This is a genomic window from Salipiger marinus (assembly GCF_035481585.1).
GTDB lineage: Bacteria > Pseudomonadota > Alphaproteobacteria > Rhodobacterales > Rhodobacteraceae > Salipiger > Salipiger marinus.
Map to the genome: position 1 here is coordinate 66664 of NZ_JAYKSL010000004.1, position 15414 is coordinate 82077.

The 15414-nt window shown below is 67.2% G+C and carries 16 protein-coding genes and 1 tRNA gene; 6 read left to right on the forward strand and 11 right to left on the reverse strand.

All coding sequences use genetic code 11. From position 1 onward, the window contains the following. Positions 1-29: 29 nt before the first annotated feature. The 6 genes from VK682_RS06770 to VK682_RS06795 form a co-directional block, all read right to left on the reverse strand. Positions 30-911 carry an ABC transporter permease gene (locus VK682_RS06770; RefSeq protein ID WP_230795348.1) on the reverse strand — a complete coding sequence of 294 codons (882 nt, stop codon included), beginning with the start codon at positions 909-911 and terminating at the stop codon, positions 30-32. Between the two features lie 51 nt (positions 912-962). Next, positions 963-1685, reverse strand: coding sequence for a transporter substrate-binding domain-containing protein (locus VK682_RS06775; protein WP_230795349.1), 723 nt, complete (start codon positions 1683-1685; stop codon positions 963-965). A 75-nt stretch (positions 1686-1760) separates the two neighbouring features. Beyond that, positions 1761-2537, reverse strand: a complete 777-nt coding sequence (locus VK682_RS06780) for an ABC transporter ATP-binding protein (protein ID WP_230795350.1) — start codon at positions 2535-2537, stop codon at positions 1761-1763. Between the two features lie 146 nt (positions 2538-2683). Further along, positions 2684-3124 carry a tellurite resistance TerB family protein gene (locus tag VK682_RS06785; protein ID WP_230795351.1) on the reverse strand — a complete coding sequence of 147 codons (441 nt, stop codon included), beginning with the start codon at positions 3122-3124 and terminating at the stop codon, positions 2684-2686. 134 nt (positions 3125-3258) lie between these two features. Then, the gene (locus VK682_RS06790) at positions 3259-3666 is read right to left on the reverse strand and encodes a tellurite resistance TerB family protein (RefSeq protein WP_089850140.1); all 408 of its coding nucleotides are present in this window, start codon (positions 3664-3666) and stop codon (positions 3259-3261) included. 147 nt (positions 3667-3813) lie between these two features. Then, entirely contained in the window at positions 3814-4602 is a 789-nt protein-coding gene (locus tag VK682_RS06795) for a 23S rRNA (adenine(2030)-N(6))-methyltransferase RlmJ (protein WP_230795353.1), read from the reverse strand. Between the two features lie 158 nt (positions 4603-4760). Here VK682_RS06795 and VK682_RS06800 point away from each other — a divergent pair, with 158 nt between their 5' ends. The 5 genes from VK682_RS06800 to VK682_RS06820 all read left to right on the forward strand — a co-directional run bounded on the left by VK682_RS06800 (position 4761) and on the right by VK682_RS06820 (position 10897). After that, entirely contained in the window at positions 4761-6104 is a 1344-nt protein-coding gene (locus tag VK682_RS06800; RefSeq protein WP_089850143.1) for a glutamine synthetase family protein, read from the forward strand. 61 nt (positions 6105-6165) lie between these two features. Beyond that, positions 6166-6849: a type 1 glutamine amidotransferase gene (locus tag VK682_RS06805; protein WP_230795355.1), complete on the forward strand. Its 684-nt coding sequence runs from the start codon at positions 6166-6168 to the stop codon at positions 6847-6849. Then, positions 6846-8210, forward strand: a complete 1365-nt coding sequence (locus tag VK682_RS06810) for a glutamine synthetase family protein (RefSeq protein ID WP_089850147.1) — start codon at positions 6846-6848, stop codon at positions 8208-8210. Before VK682_RS06805 ends, VK682_RS06810 begins: the two co-directional genes overlap by 4 nt. 75 nt (positions 8211-8285) lie before the next feature. After that, positions 8286-9587, forward strand: a complete 1302-nt coding sequence (locus tag VK682_RS06815) for an NAD(P)/FAD-dependent oxidoreductase (RefSeq protein ID WP_230795356.1) — start codon at positions 8286-8288, stop codon at positions 9585-9587. 98 nt (positions 9588-9685) lie between these two features. Beyond that, complete coding sequence (locus VK682_RS06820) at positions 9686-10897, forward strand: DegT/DnrJ/EryC1/StrS family aminotransferase (RefSeq protein ID WP_230795357.1); 1212 nt, start codon at positions 9686-9688, stop codon at positions 10895-10897. 46 nt (positions 10898-10943) lie between these two features. On the opposite strand, the gene phaR is transcribed toward VK682_RS06820, so the two are convergent. The 4 genes from phaR to VK682_RS06840 all read right to left on the reverse strand — a co-directional run bounded on the left by phaR (position 10944) and on the right by VK682_RS06840 (position 14800). Further along, complete coding sequence (phaR, locus tag VK682_RS06825) at positions 10944-11489, reverse strand: polyhydroxyalkanoate synthesis repressor PhaR (protein WP_089850153.1); 546 nt, start codon at positions 11487-11489, stop codon at positions 10944-10946. A 129-nt stretch (positions 11490-11618) separates the two neighbouring features. Further along, positions 11619-12593, reverse strand: a complete 975-nt coding sequence (locus VK682_RS06830; RefSeq protein ID WP_230795358.1) for a Gfo/Idh/MocA family protein — start codon at positions 12591-12593, stop codon at positions 11619-11621. A 108-nt stretch (positions 12594-12701) separates the two neighbouring features. Continuing rightward, positions 12702-13598, reverse strand: a complete 897-nt coding sequence (gene rpoH / locus VK682_RS06835) for an RNA polymerase sigma factor RpoH (protein WP_230795359.1) — start codon at positions 13596-13598, stop codon at positions 12702-12704. A 161-nt stretch (positions 13599-13759) separates the two neighbouring features. Next, the gene (locus VK682_RS06840; RefSeq protein ID WP_230795360.1) at positions 13760-14800 is read right to left on the reverse strand and encodes an RluA family pseudouridine synthase; all 1041 of its coding nucleotides are present in this window, start codon (positions 14798-14800) and stop codon (positions 13760-13762) included. Between VK682_RS06840 and VK682_RS06845 the strand changes: the two genes are divergently transcribed. Then, positions 14799-15116 carry a DUF6476 family protein gene (locus VK682_RS06845; protein WP_230795361.1) on the forward strand — a complete coding sequence of 106 codons (318 nt, stop codon included), beginning with the start codon at positions 14799-14801 and terminating at the stop codon, positions 15114-15116. The genes VK682_RS06840 and VK682_RS06845 overlap by 2 nt on opposite strands. 136 nt (positions 15117-15252) lie before the next feature. Here VK682_RS06845 and VK682_RS06850 read toward each other — a convergent pair. Beyond that, positions 15253-15329, reverse strand: a tRNA-His gene (locus VK682_RS06850). Between the last annotated feature and the right edge of the window lie 85 nt (positions 15330-15414).

A 15414-nucleotide genomic window follows, 5' to 3' on the forward strand; every position in this document is an offset into this window, starting at 1 on the left:
GGGCAGAGCCCCCTGCCCGCTCGGGCCGCTCACGCGCTTCCCCCCTGCGCCGCACCGCCCAAGGTCGCCTGTCCGCGCGCCAGACGGCGGGTCAGCCGCGCCAGCACCACCTCGGACAGCCGGGTGAAGGCCAGATAGAACACCAGCAGCGCGCCGAAATACCACACCCGCCAGTCGGGATGCGGGTAATCGGTGAAGCGCGGCGTCTTGGCCCCGCCCAGTTCCCGCGCCCAGTAGACGATGTCCTCGACCCCCAGCAGGAACAGCAGCGGCGTCGCCTTGACCAGCACCATCCACAGGTTCGACAGGCCCGGCAGCGCATAGACCCACATCTGCGGCACAAGGATGCGCCGGAAGATCTGCCGCCGGCTCATGCCATAGGCCTCGGCGGTTTCCAGCTGCGCCCGCGGCACGGCCCGCATCGCGCCATAAAGCACATTGGCGGCAAAGGCGCCAAAGACGATGGCAAAGGTCAGCACCGCCACCGCGAAGCCATAGACGTCATGCACCCAGCCTGCCGCCGTCGACAGCGGCAGCTTCGCCTCGGCGCAGACCACAAAATCGCTGCCCTGCCAGACCGAGCCCTCCCAGTCCGGGCATTTCCATTCATGCCGGAGCCATTCCAGAAACTGGTCCAGCGCGATGACGAAGAACAGGAAAAACGCGATGTCCGGCACGCCGCGCACGATCGCGATATAGCCGCGCCCGGCCCAGGCCAGCGGCGGCAGCGGCGACCGCGCCGCCACCGCACCGCCAAACCCGAACAGCAGCGCCGCAGGCGCGGTGATCGCCAGCAGCAGCAGCACCGTACCCACCGAGACATAGATCGACAGATGCTTGCCCGTGGTCAGGTAGCAGGACAGCCAGCTCAGGCCGGACAGGGTCTCGGGATCGGTGCAGAAGGCGAACATGGGTCAGCGCGCGCGGCACGGAGGGCGCAGCCGCCCTCCGTGCCACATTTCTCAGAACGTGGCGCCGATCTGCCATTCCTCAAGCAGCGCGTTCAGCGAACCGTCATCCTTCATGGACTGGATGGCCGCATCAAACGCCGCCCGCAGCTCGGCATCGCTTTCGCGCAGCCCCATGCCGATGCCGCCGCCGATCAGCTCCTCGCGGTCGAGCATGACCAGATCGCCGCCCTCTTCGGCCACCGGCATCAGGAACGACTTGTCGGCCAGCACCGCATCGGCCTCGCCATTGCGCACCGCCGCCACGGTCTCGTCGGGCGAGGCGAATTCCACCAGCGTGGCGCCGCTCTGGGCCACAAAATTCGCCTGAATCGTGCCGGTCTGCGCGGCGATCACCGCAGCTTCCAGATCGATCTCCTCGTTGCCCGCCATCACCAGATAGGCGGAGGGATCGGGCTGGGTGTAATTCTGGGTGAAATCGATGACCTCGTCCCGCTCCGGCGTGATCGACATGCCCGCCATGATGGCATCGTAGTTGCCGGACACGAGGTTCGGGATGATCGAATCCCAGTCATTGGTGACCCAGGTGCAGGTCAGTTCCGCCCGCGCGCAAAGCTCGTCGCCCAGCACCCGCTCGAACCCGGCCACTTCGCCCGCGTCATTGATGAAGTTGTACGGAGGATAGGCGCCCTCGGTGCCAAGCCGCACCACATCCTGCGCCAGCGCCGCCCCGGCGCCTGCAACCACGATGGCCGTCCCGAGAAGAATCGTTTTCATCTGTCTTGCTCCCTGTCTTGTCTGTTTGGTCGTCATCTCTGCTGGCGCGCGGTCGGCGCCGCACGCGCCATCCCGTCACGCGGGCATGGTGGACCGCAGAAACCCCTGCAGCCGCGCGGACTGCGGCGCGTCGAACAGCCGGTCCGGCGCGCCCTCTTCCTCGATCAGGCCCTGATGCAGAAAGATCACCTGATCGCTGACATCGCGGGCCATCTTCATGTCATGGGTCACGAGAATCATGGTGCGCCCCTCCTCCGCCAGATCGCGGATGACGCGCACCACCTCCTGCTCCAGCTCCGGATCCAGCGCCGAGGTCGGCTCGTCAAACAGCAGCGCCTCGGGCTCCATGCACAGCGCGCGGGCGATCGCGGCGCGCTGCTGCTGCCCGCCGGACAGCTGCCCGGGCCAGGCATCGGCCTTGTCGCCGATGCCGACCTTGTCAAGATAACCCCGCGCCGCCGCCTCCACCTCGTCGCGCGGGCGGCCCAGCACGGTCAGCGGCGCCTCCATCACGTTCTGCAGGATGGTCATATGCGCCCACAGGTTGAACTGCTGGAACACCATGGACAGCGTCGTGCGGATGCGCAGCACCTGTTTCGGATCGGCGGGGCGGCGCGCCGCGCCCTGCCCCGACCAGCGCACCGGCTCGCCCTTGAACAGGATTTCGCCCTGCTGGCTGTCTTCCAGCAGGTTGCAGCAGCGCAGCAGCGTGGACTTTCCCGATCCCGAGGATCCGATCAGCGACACCACGTCGCCCCGCCGCGCGGTGACCGACACGCCCTTGAGCACCTCAAGCGGGCCATAGGACTTGTGAAGGTCGCGAATCTCGATGACGGCGTCGGCGGGGGTCAAACCTTACCTCTGGCTGCGATGAAGATCAGGCAGGATGGGGCGCCCTGCGCGCGCTTGTCCATGCCAGAAACGACGCCAATTGCCAGCTTGGCGTAGCGTCAAGCAGAGCTGCCCGGCAAAAAGGCACCCCTCCGGCGCCCGCCCCCTCAGCCTGCGCGGTCTACCCTCTGGCGGGCCAGCGCCGAATCGCGGTCGTTGATTCCCAGCAGATTCGCCACCAGCCGCAGCACCGCGTCTTCCTCGGCATCGCGGCTGCCATCGGCCAGAACGACCTGCCACAGCGCCTCGATCACGCCGATGCGGTCCTCATACCCCACGGCATCCTTGATCGCGCGGGTAAAGCGCACGGTGTCCGGCGCCTCGGCCTCCAGATCCTCCGCCGCGCGGCGCAGCGCCGTGGCCTCGAACGGCGACAGCGCATAGCGGGTGGAGAGAATGCGGTCGATGCGCGCCTGCTCCCCGTCATCATAGACCCCGTCAGCGCGCGCCACGCGCACAAGCAGGGCGGACAGCGCCAGCCGCGCATCCGCGTCGGGCAGGGGCTCGGGGTCGGGCTGGACCAGCCGCTTGAGAAAATCTGCAAACATGCACGGGATATAGCGCGCCTGTCCTCCCGCGCAAATGCCGTATCCGCCAAAAAGCGCCTGCCGTTTCCATTGGCTGCAAATATCCCGGGGGAGCCCGCCCATGGCGGGCGGGGGCAGAGCCCCCCTGCCCCGGCTCAGCCCTCGCGCAGATCCCGGGTCAGGGCGCCCTGCGGCACGCCCAGCACGGCTTCGGCCAGGACCAGCGCTGCGGGATCGGCGGCCAGCACGTCGCAGAGGCACAGCGCCAGCGCCAGCCGGTCGCGATAGGCCACCGCCTCGCAGAGCAGCGCGGCAAAGATCGCGGTCTCGGGGGCCCAGACCGCCACCGCCTCGCAGGTGGCGCGCATCTCGGCGGCCTCGGCGGCGGTCAGGTCGTGGCGCCGCGCCAGCACCGCATCGATCAGCGCCGCCTCGCCCAGAACATCGCGATAGTCGCTGGCCGCCGCGCGCAGCAGCAGCGCCCCCAGCGCCACCGGCACGTCACAGGGGTCAAGCGGCGAGGCCTCGGGCGCCGCCAGCCAGTATCTGAGTCCGCGCCCCAAAGCCCGCCTCAGCCCGAAGCCCCGCAGGGGCCCGGGAACGGACAGGACGGATGGGGCAGCAGCACGGCGCACATGCGGGGTCTCCTTCCGGTTGGACCTTCACTGTGCGGCAGGATGCGGCGCGGAGCAAGAATTGTAACAGCCCGGTCAGCCGGTGCGGCCCGGCCCCGCCAGCCAGCCGTCGATGCGCGCCATCTCCTCGGCCAGTCCCCAGGGCGGATTGACCACGAAAAGGCCCGATCCCACCATGCGATGCCCCTCGCGCACCGGCGGAAAGCGGATCTCGTGACGCAGCGCCTCCGGAAAGCTCTGCTCCAGCGCCTCCAGCATCGGCAGATGCAGGCCAGAGGTCAGCACCGGATACCACAGCGCCAGAATCCCGACGTTCCACGCCCGGTGGATCGCCGCCAGAAACCGCGGAATCTCGACATAATCCTGCTTCAGCTCATAGGGCGGATCGACCAGCATCAGCCCGCGGCGCGGCTCGGGCGGGCACAGGCTCTGCGCCAGCGCATAGCCGTCCTGCCGGTGGATGCGGATATTGTCGCCGCGCAGCGCCTGCACCAGCCCCGCATGTTCCTGCGGGTGCAGTTCCGCCAGATGCAGACGGTCGCCGGGCCGCAGCAGCGTGGCGGCCAGCAGCGGCGAGCCGGGATAGGCGTGCGGGCCATGCTGGGCCCGCACCGCCGCCAGCACGCGACGATAGGGGTGATCCTCGGCCAGCGCCGCCTCGTGCAGCAGGATGCCCTGCGCCGCCTCGCCGGTCTTCCGCGCCTCTGCCGAGCCCAGATCGTAAAGCCCGCGCCCGGCATGGGTTTCGATATAGCTCAGCGGCTTGTCCTTGCGCAGCAGGTAGTCCAGCATCGCGGCCAGTGCCGCGTGCTTCTGCAGATCGGCCAGATTCCCGGCGTGAAAGGCGTGCTGATAGGAAAGCATGCGCCCGTGCTAGGCCGCGCCCGCGCCGCTGGCAAGACCCCGCGGCGCTGCCCAAGCACCAAGCATTTGGCCCTTTGCGCCGCCAAAGCCGCCACCGCACCGCTTGTCAGACCGGATTTCCCCCGCTAGGCTACATTTGATCAAATTTCGGAAGTATCATGACCGACCCCAAAACCTGGCTGCGCAAGAACCCTCAGGTGCGCACCATCCGCGTGGCCGCGGCCGATCTGAACGGCCAGCCCCGCGGCAAGCGCGTTCCCGCCCGTTTCGCCCACAAGGTCGTCGAGGACGGCACCCGCTTTCCCTTTTCGGCGCTGAACCTCGACATCTGGGGCGAGGATATCGACGACAGCCCGCTGGTCTTCGAAAGCGGCGACCGCGACGGCGTGCTGCGCCCCACCGACCGCGGCTTCGTGCCGATGCCTTGGCTTGAAGGCCCGACCGCCCTGCTGCCGATCTGGATGTATCACGAAAACGGCAAGCCCTATGAGGGCGATCCGCGCCACGCGCTGGCGCTGGTTCTGAAGCGCTACAAGGCGCTTGGCCTGACGCCGGTGGTGGCGCTGGAGCTGGAGTTTTTCCTGATCGACGACAGCGGCAAGACGCTGCAGGTGCCGGTCAGCCCGCGATCCGGCAAGCGGCGCAAGGCAGCCGAAGTGCTGTCGATCCGCGCGCTTGACCAGTTCGACACCTTCTTCACCGATCTTTACGACGCCTGCGAGGAAATGGACATTCCCGCCGATACCGCGATTTCCGAAGCGGGTCTGGGGCAGTTCGAGATCAACCTCATGCATCAGGATGACGCGCTGCGCGCCGCCGATGATGCGTGGCTGTTCAAGATGCTGGTCAAGGGTCTGGCGCGGCGGCACGGCTTTGCCGCCTCCTTCATGGCCAAACCCTATGAGGATTACGCCGGATCCGGCATGCACATGCATTTCTCCGTGCTGGACAGCGACGGGCGCAACATCTTTGACGATGGCGGGCCGCGCGGCACCGACGTGCTGCGCCATGCCATCGCGGGCTGCCTGTCGGCGATGCATGACAGCACGCTGGTCTTTGCGCCGCATCTCAATTCCTATGACCGGCTGATCCCGGAAAACCATGCCCCCTGCGGCATCTGCTGGGCCTATGAAAACCGCACCTCGGCGATCCGCGTGCCTTCGGGCAGTCCGGCGGCGCGGCGGATCGAACACCGCGTGGCGGGGGGCGACGTGAACCCCTATCTGCTGGTGGCGGCAATCCTTGGCGCGGCGCTGACCGGGATCGAGGATGCGCAGGAGCCGCCCGAACCCATCAGCGGCAATGCCTATGCGCAGGATCTGCCCCGGATTCCGGCGGACTGGGGCGCGGCCATGGATGCGTTCGAACAAAGCGCCATCATGCCCCGCATCCTGCCCGAGGATCTGATCCGCAACCTCCTGCTGACCAAACGGCAGGAACTTTACTACATGTCCGAGCTGTCGCCGACCGAACAGGTGGAGATCTATCTGGATACGGTCTGAGCCCTTGCCGCCCCGGCGCGGCATGGGTAGGCTTGGACCATCAACCCTAATGATGTGATCCATGAAAATCGGCATTTTGCAGACCGGACTCGTGCCCGCAGATCTTGCGGCGCAGACCGGCGAGTATCCCGCATTCTTTGCCCGTCTGCTGGACGGGCACGGTTTTGACTTCCAGCCCTGGGCCGTGGTCCGGGGTGAATTCCCCGAAGGCCCCGAGGCGGCGGACGGCTGGCTGATCACCGGATCCCGCCACGGCGCCTATGAGGATCACCCGTGGATCCCGCCGCTGGAGCAGCTGATCCGCGACATCTACGCGGCGGGCCTGCCGCTGGTCGGCGTGTGTTTCGGCCATCAGATCATCGCGCAGGCGCTTGGCGGCAAGGTCGAGAAATTTCCCGGCGGCTGGTCGGTGGGGCCGACCCGCTATCAGTTCCCCGAAGGCGAGCGGGTGCTGAACGCGTGGCATCAGGATCAGGTGACCGCCCTGCCCCCCGGGGCGGAGGTGGTGGCCCATGCCCCCGGCTGCGCCATCGCCGCGCTGCATTATCCCGGCCATGCCTTCACCGTGCAGGCGCATCCCGAATTCGACGACGCCTTCACCCGCGCGCTGGCAGAAACCCGCGGCCCCGGCGTGGTGCCGCAGGACCGGCTGGATGCCGCCCGCGCGGCCTTTGGCACGCCGCTCGACAGCGGCGCGCTTGCCGATCAGTTTGCCCGTTTCTTCAAACAAAAGGCCTTGTCATGACCGCCGACTGGACTGCCAACCTGCCCCCCTCCGCGGTCAGCTACCTTGAGGGGCGGCGGCTGGACGAGGTGGAATGTATCATCGCCGATCTGCCCGGCATCGCGCGCGGCAAGGCCGTGCCCGCGTCGAAATTCGCCCGGCAGAGCTATTTCCATCTGCCGGAATCGATCTTTTACCAGACGATCACCGGCGACTGGGGCGAGGCCGCCGACGAGGAGGTGGGCTTTATCGAACGGGACATGATCCTGAAGCCCGACATGTCCACCGCCACCGCCGCGCCATGGACCGCCGACTGGACGCTGCAGGTGATCCATGACGCCTATGACCGCAAGGGCGAGCCCATTCCCTATGCGCCGCGCAACGTGCTGAAGCGGGTGGTCAAGCTTTACGAGGATCAGGGCTGGCAGCCGGTGGTGGCGCCGGAGATGGAATTCTTCCTTGTGGCGCGCAATCTGGACCCGGCCAAGGAGATCGAGCCGATGATGGGCCGCTCGGGGCGCCCCGCCGCCGCGCGTCAGGCCTATTCCATGACCGCCGTCGACGAATTCGGCCCGGTGATCGACGACATCTACGATTTTGCCGAGGCGCAGGGCTTCGAGATCGACGGCATCACGCAGGAAGGCGGCGCGGGGCAGCTGGAGATCAACCTGCTGCATGGCGACCCGGTGCGGCTGGCCGACGAGATCTTCTATTTCAAGCGGCTGATCCGCGAGGCGGCGCTGCGCCACAACTGTTTTGCCACCTTCATGGCGAAACCCATCGCCAGCGAGCCGGGATCGGCCATGCATATCCATCATTCGGTGATGGACCGCGACACCGGCCGCAACATCTTTGCCGGGCCTGCGGGCGGCGAGACCGACGCCTTCTTCCACTTCATCGGCGGGCTGCAGACCCATCTGCCCGCCGCCATCGCGGTGCTGGCGCCTTATGTGAACAGCTACCGCCGCTATGTGCGCGACAGTGCCGCCCCCATCAATCTGGAATGGGGCCGCGACAACCGCACCACCGGCATCCGCATCCCGCTGTCCTCGCCCGAGGCGCGGCGGGTGGAAAACCGGCTGGCGGGCATGGACTGCAATCCCTATCTTGGCATCGCCGCCTCGCTGGCCTGCGGCTATCTGGGGCTGATGGAGGAACGCCGTCCTTCCAAGCAGTTCCGGGGCGACGCCTATGAGGGCGAGGGGGACATCCCGCGCGTGCTGGGACAGGCGCTGGACGTGTTCGAGGCCTCGCCCGCGCTGCATCAGGTGCTGGGCAAGGAATTCGCGCGGGTCTATTCCATCGTGAAACGGCTGGAATACGAGGAGTTTCTGGCCGTCATCAGCCCGTGGGAGCGCGAGCACCTGCTGCTGAACGTCTGAGACGGTCGCAGAGGCCGGGGGCGCTGCCCCCGGACCCCCGGGATATTTTGACCAAGAAGAAGGACAAGGGCCGCCATGGACCTGCTGTTTTCCAACGACCGGCGCGGCGCCTATCCGCCAAGCTGGTATGCGGCGACCGCGGAACCGCTGGCGCCATTTGCGGCGCTGTCGGGAGAGACGCGCGCCGATGTCTGCATCGTGGGCGCGGGCTATACCGGCCTGTCGGCGGCGCTGCATCTGGCCGAAGCCGGGCTTGACGTGGTGCTGCTGGAGGCGCATCGCGTCGGGTTTGGCGCCTCGGGGCGCAATGGCGGGCAGCTGGGATCGGGGCAACGGCAGGATCAGCTGACCCTTGAGAAGATGGTGGGCGAAGGCCCGGCGCGCTATCTGTGGGATCTGGGCGAGGAGGCCAAGAGGCTGGTGCGCGACCTGATCGCCCGGCATGGCATCGACTGCCATCTGCGCGACGGCGTGGCATGGTGCGGATCCCATGCCTCCGAGGTGGCGCATCTGCATGACTACGCCCGGCATATGGGCGACCGCTACGGCTATGACATCGAGATGCTGGACCGCGAGGCGTTTCACGCGCTCTGCCCCTCGCCCGATTATCACGGCGGCGTGCTGGACATGGGCGCGGCCCATCTGCATCCGCTGCGCTTTGCTCTGGGACTGGCCCGCGCGGCGGCGGGGGCTGGCGCGCGCATTCACGAGGGCAGCCCCGTGGTGGAGCTGACCGAGGGCGCGCCCTCGCTGGTGCGCACCGAGGCGGGGGTGGTGCGGGCGGATCACGTCATCCTTGCCGCCAATGGCTATCTGGGCCGACTGGACCGGCGCGTGGCGGCGCGGGTCATGCCCATCAACAATTTCATCGTGGCGACCGAGCCCTTGGGGCCGCGCACGCGCGAGGTGCTGACCCGCGACGTGGCGGTGGCCGATTCGAAATTCGTGGTGAATTACTTCCGGCTCAGCGAGGACGGACGGCTGCTGTTCGGTGGCGGCGAAAGCTATGGCTACCGCTTTCCGCAGGATATCGGCGCGCTGGTGAAAAAGCCGATGCTGGAGATCTTTCCGCATCTGAAGGATGTGCGGCTGGATTACGCCTGGGGCGGGACACTGGCCATCACCATGAAGCGCCTGCCCTATCTGGCGCGGCTGGGGCCAAGCCTGCTGAGCGCGTCGGGCTATTCCGGCCATGGCGTCGGCACCGCCGTGCATGCCGGGCGGCTGCTGGCGGAAGCGGTGCGCGGGCAGTCGGCGGGATTCGATGCCATGGCGGCCCTGCCGGTTCCGGCCTTTCCGGGCGGCAGCGCGCTGCGCACGCCGCTGCTGACGCTGGCGATGAGCTGGTACGCGCTGCGCGACCGGCTGGGGATCTGAGCGCGTCCGCGCCGACCCAAGCAACCGGGCCGATTTCACTTGGCTGTTACAGAGCCGGTGTTTAAGATTTCCCGAAGAACCAATTCGGGAAAGTCAAAATGAGCAGCCTGCCCAACATGCACGACGCCGAACCCATCCCCGAGGCGGCGCGGGCCGAGATCGACCGCCTGCTGGCCTCCGGGGATCTGTTCCGCTACACCGCGCCGCAGGATGCGCCGGTGGCGCTGCTGGAGCGGGAATTCGCGGCCCTTCTAGGCGTGAAATACGCGCTGGCGGTGTCGAGCTGTTCCGCCGCGCTGTTTTTGTCGCTGAAGGCGCTTGGCCTGCCGCGCGACGCGCGGGTGATGATCCCCGGCTTCACCTTCGCCGCCGTGCCTTCGGCGGTGATCCATGCCGACTGCGTGCCGGTGCTCTGCGAAGTGGGCATGAATTACCGCATCGACATGGCGGATTTCGAGGCGAAACTTGACGGCGTGCAGGCGGTGATCATCAGCCACATGCGCGGGCATACCTCGGACATGGACGCCATTCTTGCGCTGTGCGAGGCGCGCGGCCTGCCGGTGGTGGAGGATGCGGCCCATTCGCTGGGTACGGTCTGGGGCGGGCGCAAGATCGGCACGCTGGGCCGGGTCGGCTGTTTCAGCTTCCAGTCCTACAAGCTGGTGAACGCGGGCGAAGGCGGCATCCTTGTCACCGATGACGCCGATCTGGTGGCCCGCGCGGTGATCCTGTCGGGCGCCTATGAGCACAACTGGCGCAAGCACATGGCGCCGGGCGACAATTCCGCAGCGCTGGAAGAGGCTTTCGCCCGCTGGCAGAACCGGCTGCCGCTTTACAACATGCGGCTGTCGAACCTGTCGGCGGCGGTGATCCGTCCGCAGCTGCCGCTGGTGGCGCAGCGGGTCATGGACGGGCGGCGCAACCACGATCACGTGGCCGAGGCGCTGTCCCGCAGCCCGTGGATCGACGTGCCCGCCAAGCTGCCCCCCGAAGAGCGCGCACCCGACTCGCTGCAGTTCAACCTTGTGGGCATGGATGCGGCGGAACGGCACGCCTTTCTGGCGGCAGCCGCGGCGGGGGGCGTCAAGGTGCAGCTTTTTGGCCTGTCCACCGACAATGCCCGCGCCTACTGGAATTGGGAATTCCTGCCGGAGATGCCGGATCTACCCGCCACCCGCGCCATGCTGGAAGTGGCCTGCGACACCCGCCTGCCCGCCCGGCTGACGCTGGCGGACTGTGACGCGGTGGCACGGGTTCTGGTAGAGGCGGCGGAGCAGGTGATGGGGCAGCAGCGCGCCTACGGCACCTGAGCCCATGGCAAGGCGCGGGGGCAGAAGCCGCCGCCGCGCCGCCCGGTTACTTGTTCAGCTTCGACAGCTTGGCCTGCAGCTCCGCCAGCTGTTTCTTGATCGCGTCCAGATCCTCTTCGGGCTCCGGCTGTTCCGGGGCCGACCAGCCCTTGCTCATATTGCCGGTCATGGCCTTCAGAAAGGCTTCCTGCTGGGCCTGCATCGCCTCCAGACCCGGGATCTTGGGCATCATCGGGTTGATCTGCGTCATGCTTTCCGCCCATTTCGACTGGCTCTCGCGGAACATGTCGAAGCTCGCGGCCAGAAACTGCGGCACGCTGGACGTGGCATGGGTGGTGTAGCTGCGCACCAGATCGGTCAGCACGTTGATGGGCAGCACCGATTCGCCGCGGCTTTCATGTTCGGCCACGATCTGCAGCAGATATTGCCGGGTCAGATCATCACCGGATTTCAGGTCGATGATCTGCACCTCGCGCCCCTCGCGGATGAAGCCCGCGATGTCCTCCAGCGTCACGTAGTCGCTGGTTTCGGTGTTGTAGAGCCGCCGGCTGGCATAACGCTTGATCAGCAACGGTTTTCCCATGTCGGCCATGTCAGCGCCTCCCCTCATGCGTTGCAGAAAAGCCTATGCGAGCGCAGAATAAAAGGAAAGCACTAGATTCCGGCACAACTTGCTGATTCTGCCCGAAACTTCGACAGGGCAGCGGGGCGGGCGCCCGGCTCAGGGTTTCTGCGCCGCGGCATAGATCTGGTCGATGAACGCCTGCGTGCCCCGGCAGAATTCCAGCGGCAGCGGGAAATCCGCCTGCCCCAGCGCTGCGGCATTGAACGCCTCCACCTGCAGGACGTAATGATTGTCGCCGGGCCAGCGCCATGTCCGCGTCTCCAGCCCCGGACCGAACAGCTCCAGCGTCGCCGGGCCAAAGACATTGACGTTGAACGGCACCGACAGGCGCATCACGCCGCGTTCGCCATGCAGCAGGATTTCCTGCCACGGCGCGGCGCGGGTCGAGACGCGCCCGGTATACAGAAAGTCCGGAAACCGCGCCATGACATGCGCGGCGGTGTCCACCCCGCCCTCCCAGTCCAGATGCGCGGCGAGGATCTGCTGCGGATCCTGACCGGTGATCAGCCGCACGCTGCCAAAGGCATAGATGCCGACATCGGGCAGCGCGCCGCCCCCCGCCGCCGCCTGATTGCGGATATTGCCCGGATCGGCGTTGTAAAAGCTGTGGGTGCTGTCGACCCGCACCAGCTTTCCCAGCGCGTCTTCCTGCAGCAGTTCGCGCGCCTTGGCGAATTGCGGGTGATGCGCGATCATCCACGCCTCCGCCACCAGCCTGCCCGACCCGTCGCGCAGGGCGATCAGCTCGTCGATCTCGGACGCGGTCATGGCGATCGGCTTTTCGCAAAGCACATGTTTGCCCGCCTCGACCGCGCGCCGCGTCCATTCCACATGCATCGTGTTGGGCAGCGGGATATAGACCGCGTCGATCTGCGGGTCGGCCAGCAGCGCGTCGTAACTGTCATGCACCCGCAGTTCGGGGGCAAAGGCGGTGAATCCCGCGGCCTTGGCCGGGTCAGAGGTGGCCAGCGCCGCCAGCACGCCACCGCGCGCCGCATGAATCGCCGGGGCCATCTGCGTGCGCGCAAAATTCGCCGCGCCCAGCACACCCCATCTCAGATACTCCGCCATGATCCGCTCCTCTCCTGCTGGCGCCAAGGTAACCTAAGTATCGGGCGCTGCAAGCAGAACGCCCGCCGGTGAGGGCGGGCGCAAAGCAGGCGGCAAGGCTTCAGGGGCTCAGGCGGTGGCCATCATGCCCTGTTCGGCGGCCAGATCGCGCATGCGCTTCTGCAGCTTCTCGAAGGCGCGCACCTCGATCTGGCGGATCCGTTCCCGGCTCACGTCATAGACGGAGGACAGATCCTCCAGCGTCACCGGCTGTTCGGCCAGACGGCGCTGGGTCAGGATGTCGCGCTCGCGCTCGTTGAGCACGTCCATCGCCTGCTCCAGCAGGGCCCGGCGCGCTTCCATCTCGTTGCGCTCGGCATAATCGCCCGCCTGATCGGCGCCTTCATCCTCCAGCCAGTCCTGCCATTGCATGGTCCCTTCGCCTTCGGACCCGACCGTGGCGTTGAGCGAGGCATCGCCCCCCGACAGCCGCCGGTTCATCGAGATGACCTCGTCCTTGGTCACACCCAGATCATGCGCGATCTTTTCCACATGCTCGGGGCGCAGGTCGCCCTCTTCCAGCGCGCCGATGCGGCTTTTCGCCTTGCGCAGGTTGAAGAATAGCTTCTTCTGCGCCGAGGTGGTGCCAAGCTTCACAAGGCTCCACGACCGCAGGATATATTCCTGAATGGAGGCGCGGATCCACCACATCGCATAGGTGGCCAGACGGAAGCCCTTTTCGGGATCGAAGCGTTTGACGGCCTGCATCAGGCCCACATTGGCCTCGGAAATCACCTCCGCCTGCGGCAGTCCATAGCCGCGGTAGCCCATGGCGATCTTGGCGGCGAGCCGCAGATGCGAGGTGACCAGACGGTGCGCGGAGTCAGAATCCTGATCCTCCACCCAGCGCTTGGCCAGCATATACTCCTCCTCGGGCTCCAGAAGCGGGAACTTCCGGATTTCCTGCAGATAGCGGCTGAGTCCGGCTTCCGGCGACGGAGCCGGGAGATTTGCATAGGTGCTCACTTGTCCCAGATCCTCCAATGTTTCGGGCGTTAACATGCATATGGATGCGGCCCGGGTGGGTTTCAAGCGTCGATGACGCTTCATGCTTGTTACGGTGTTAACGCAAAACTCCGTCGCCCGGATCCGCAAAACGCCCGGCTCACGCAGATGGGAAAACCATGTCAGCCGGCGTGTGCCGCACCCCGCAGCGCGGCAACCAGCGCCTCCATATCTGCGGGCAGCGGGGACTCGAACCGCATCATCTCGCCGCTGACCGGATGCGCAAAGCCCAGAACGGCGGCATGCAGCGCCTGCCGGTCAAACGACTCGACCTGCGCCAGCACCCCGGCGGGCAGCGCGCGGGCGGCGGCGCGGCGGCGCCCGCCATAGACCGGATCCCCCAGAAGCCCGTGCCCGGCATGGGCCATATGCACCCGGATCTGATGGGTGCGCCCGGTTTCCAGACGGCATTCCACCAGCGACAGGGTCGGCGGCTGACCATAACTTTCCAGCACCCGCGCGCGGGTCACCGCATGGCGCCCCTGCCCGTCGAAATAGACCGCCTGCCGCTGCCGGTCGGTCTTGTGCCGCGCCAGCCCGGACTGGATGCGCACCACCTCGCCCGGATCCATCGACACGCCGCGCGTGCCGCGCAGCCGGGGATCGGCGGCAGAGGGCACGCCATGCACCAGCGCCAGATAGGCGCGTTCGGCGCTATGCGCCTCGAACTGCGCGGCAAGGCCATGATGCGCCCGGTCGGATTTCGCCACCACCAGCAGGCCGGAGGTGTCCTTGTCGATCCGGTGCACGATGCCGGGGCGCTTGCGCCCGCCCACCCCCGACAGCGCGCCGCCAAAATGATGCAGCAGCGCATTGACCAGCGTGCCCGAGGGCGTGCCGGGCGCCGGATGCACCACCATGCCCGCAGGCTTGTCGACCACCACCAGATCGGCATCTTCCCAGATCACGGTCAGCGGGATGTCCTCGGGGCCGATATGGCTGTCCTCGGCGGGGGGCAGCGCGATCTCCAGCACGTCGCCCGCCTCGACCCGCGCCTTGGGATCGCTCAGCACCGCGCCATCCCGCGTCACCGCCCCTTCGGCGATCAGCCGCGCCAGCCGGGTGCGCGACAGCGCCGCCTCCTCTGGCACATCGCGCGCCAAGGCCTTATCAAGGCGCGGCGGCGGGGTCTCCCCGATGACGATGCGCAAAGGCTGGTCCATGTCCGATACTCCCGATCCCGAAAAACTGCCCGAGCCCGCCAACCTGCGCCTGCTGCGGCGGCTGGTGCTCGTGCTCATGGGGGTGATGATCGTGGGGCTTGTAACCCTGCTCGGCCTGCTTGTCATCCGGCTCACGACCACCCGCGCGCCCCTGCCCGCAGAGATCACCCTGCCCGACGGCGCCACAGCCACGGCCTTCACCCAGGGCCCCGACTGGTATGCCGTGGTGACCCGCGATGACAGCATCCTGATTTTCGACCGCGCCACCGGCGCGCTGCGCCAGACCCTGCAGATCGCGCCCGCGCCCGCGCCCTGACCCCGCCCCGCGGCGGCGTTCCGGCGTTCCAGCGGCCCCAAATATCCCGGGGAGTCCGCGCGCAGGCGCGGACGGGGCAGAGCCCCGGATCAGGGCCCGCAGCCAGCGCGACCCGGTGTCATCATGTCCTGAAGGATGGTACCGCCTTCCCGGTTCGAACGGGAGACCTCTTGATCCACAATCAAGCGCTCTAACCTACTGAGCTAAGGCGGCACGCCGGTGGGCAATACCGCCGCTTCCCCACGATTGCAACCCCAAAATCCGCCCTTGTGTCCCAGCATTGTGCCGCATGCTTGCA

Excerpts from the sequence above, each read along its gene's own strand:
- VK682_RS06845 (WP_230795361.1), top strand. The coding sequence starts at position 14,799 with ATGTCCGATACTCCCGATCCCGAAAAACTGCCCGAGCCCGCCAACCTG.
- phaR (WP_089850153.1), bottom strand. The coding sequence starts at position 11,489 with ATGGCCGACATGGGAAAACCGTTGCTGATCAAGCGTTATGCCAGCCGG.
- VK682_RS06785 (WP_230795351.1), bottom strand. The coding sequence starts at position 3,124 with ATGTTTGCAGATTTTCTCAAGCGGCTGGTCCAGCCCGACCCCGAGCCC.
- VK682_RS06795 (WP_230795353.1), bottom strand. The coding sequence starts at position 4,602 with ATGCTTTCCTATCAGCACGCCTTTCACGCCGGGAATCTGGCCGATCTG.
- VK682_RS06840 (WP_230795360.1), bottom strand. The coding sequence starts at position 14,800 with ATGGACCAGCCTTTGCGCATCGTCATCGGGGAGACCCCGCCGCCGCGC.
- VK682_RS06830 (WP_230795358.1), bottom strand. The coding sequence starts at position 12,593 with ATGGCGGAGTATCTGAGATGGGGTGTGCTGGGCGCGGCGAATTTTGCG.
- VK682_RS06805 (WP_230795355.1), top strand. The coding sequence starts at position 6,166 with ATGAAAATCGGCATTTTGCAGACCGGACTCGTGCCCGCAGATCTTGCG.
- VK682_RS06815 (WP_230795356.1), top strand. The coding sequence starts at position 8,286 with ATGGACCTGCTGTTTTCCAACGACCGGCGCGGCGCCTATCCGCCAAGC.
- VK682_RS06775 (WP_230795349.1), bottom strand. The coding sequence starts at position 1,685 with ATGAAAACGATTCTTCTCGGGACGGCCATCGTGGTTGCAGGCGCCGGG.
- VK682_RS06800 (WP_089850143.1), top strand. The coding sequence starts at position 4,761 with ATGACCGACCCCAAAACCTGGCTGCGCAAGAACCCTCAGGTGCGCACC.
- VK682_RS06820 (WP_230795357.1), top strand. The coding sequence starts at position 9,686 with ATGAGCAGCCTGCCCAACATGCACGACGCCGAACCCATCCCCGAGGCG.
- VK682_RS06770 (WP_230795348.1), bottom strand. The coding sequence starts at position 911 with ATGTTCGCCTTCTGCACCGATCCCGAGACCCTGTCCGGCCTGAGCTGG.
- VK682_RS06810 (WP_089850147.1), top strand. The coding sequence starts at position 6,846 with ATGACCGCCGACTGGACTGCCAACCTGCCCCCCTCCGCGGTCAGCTAC.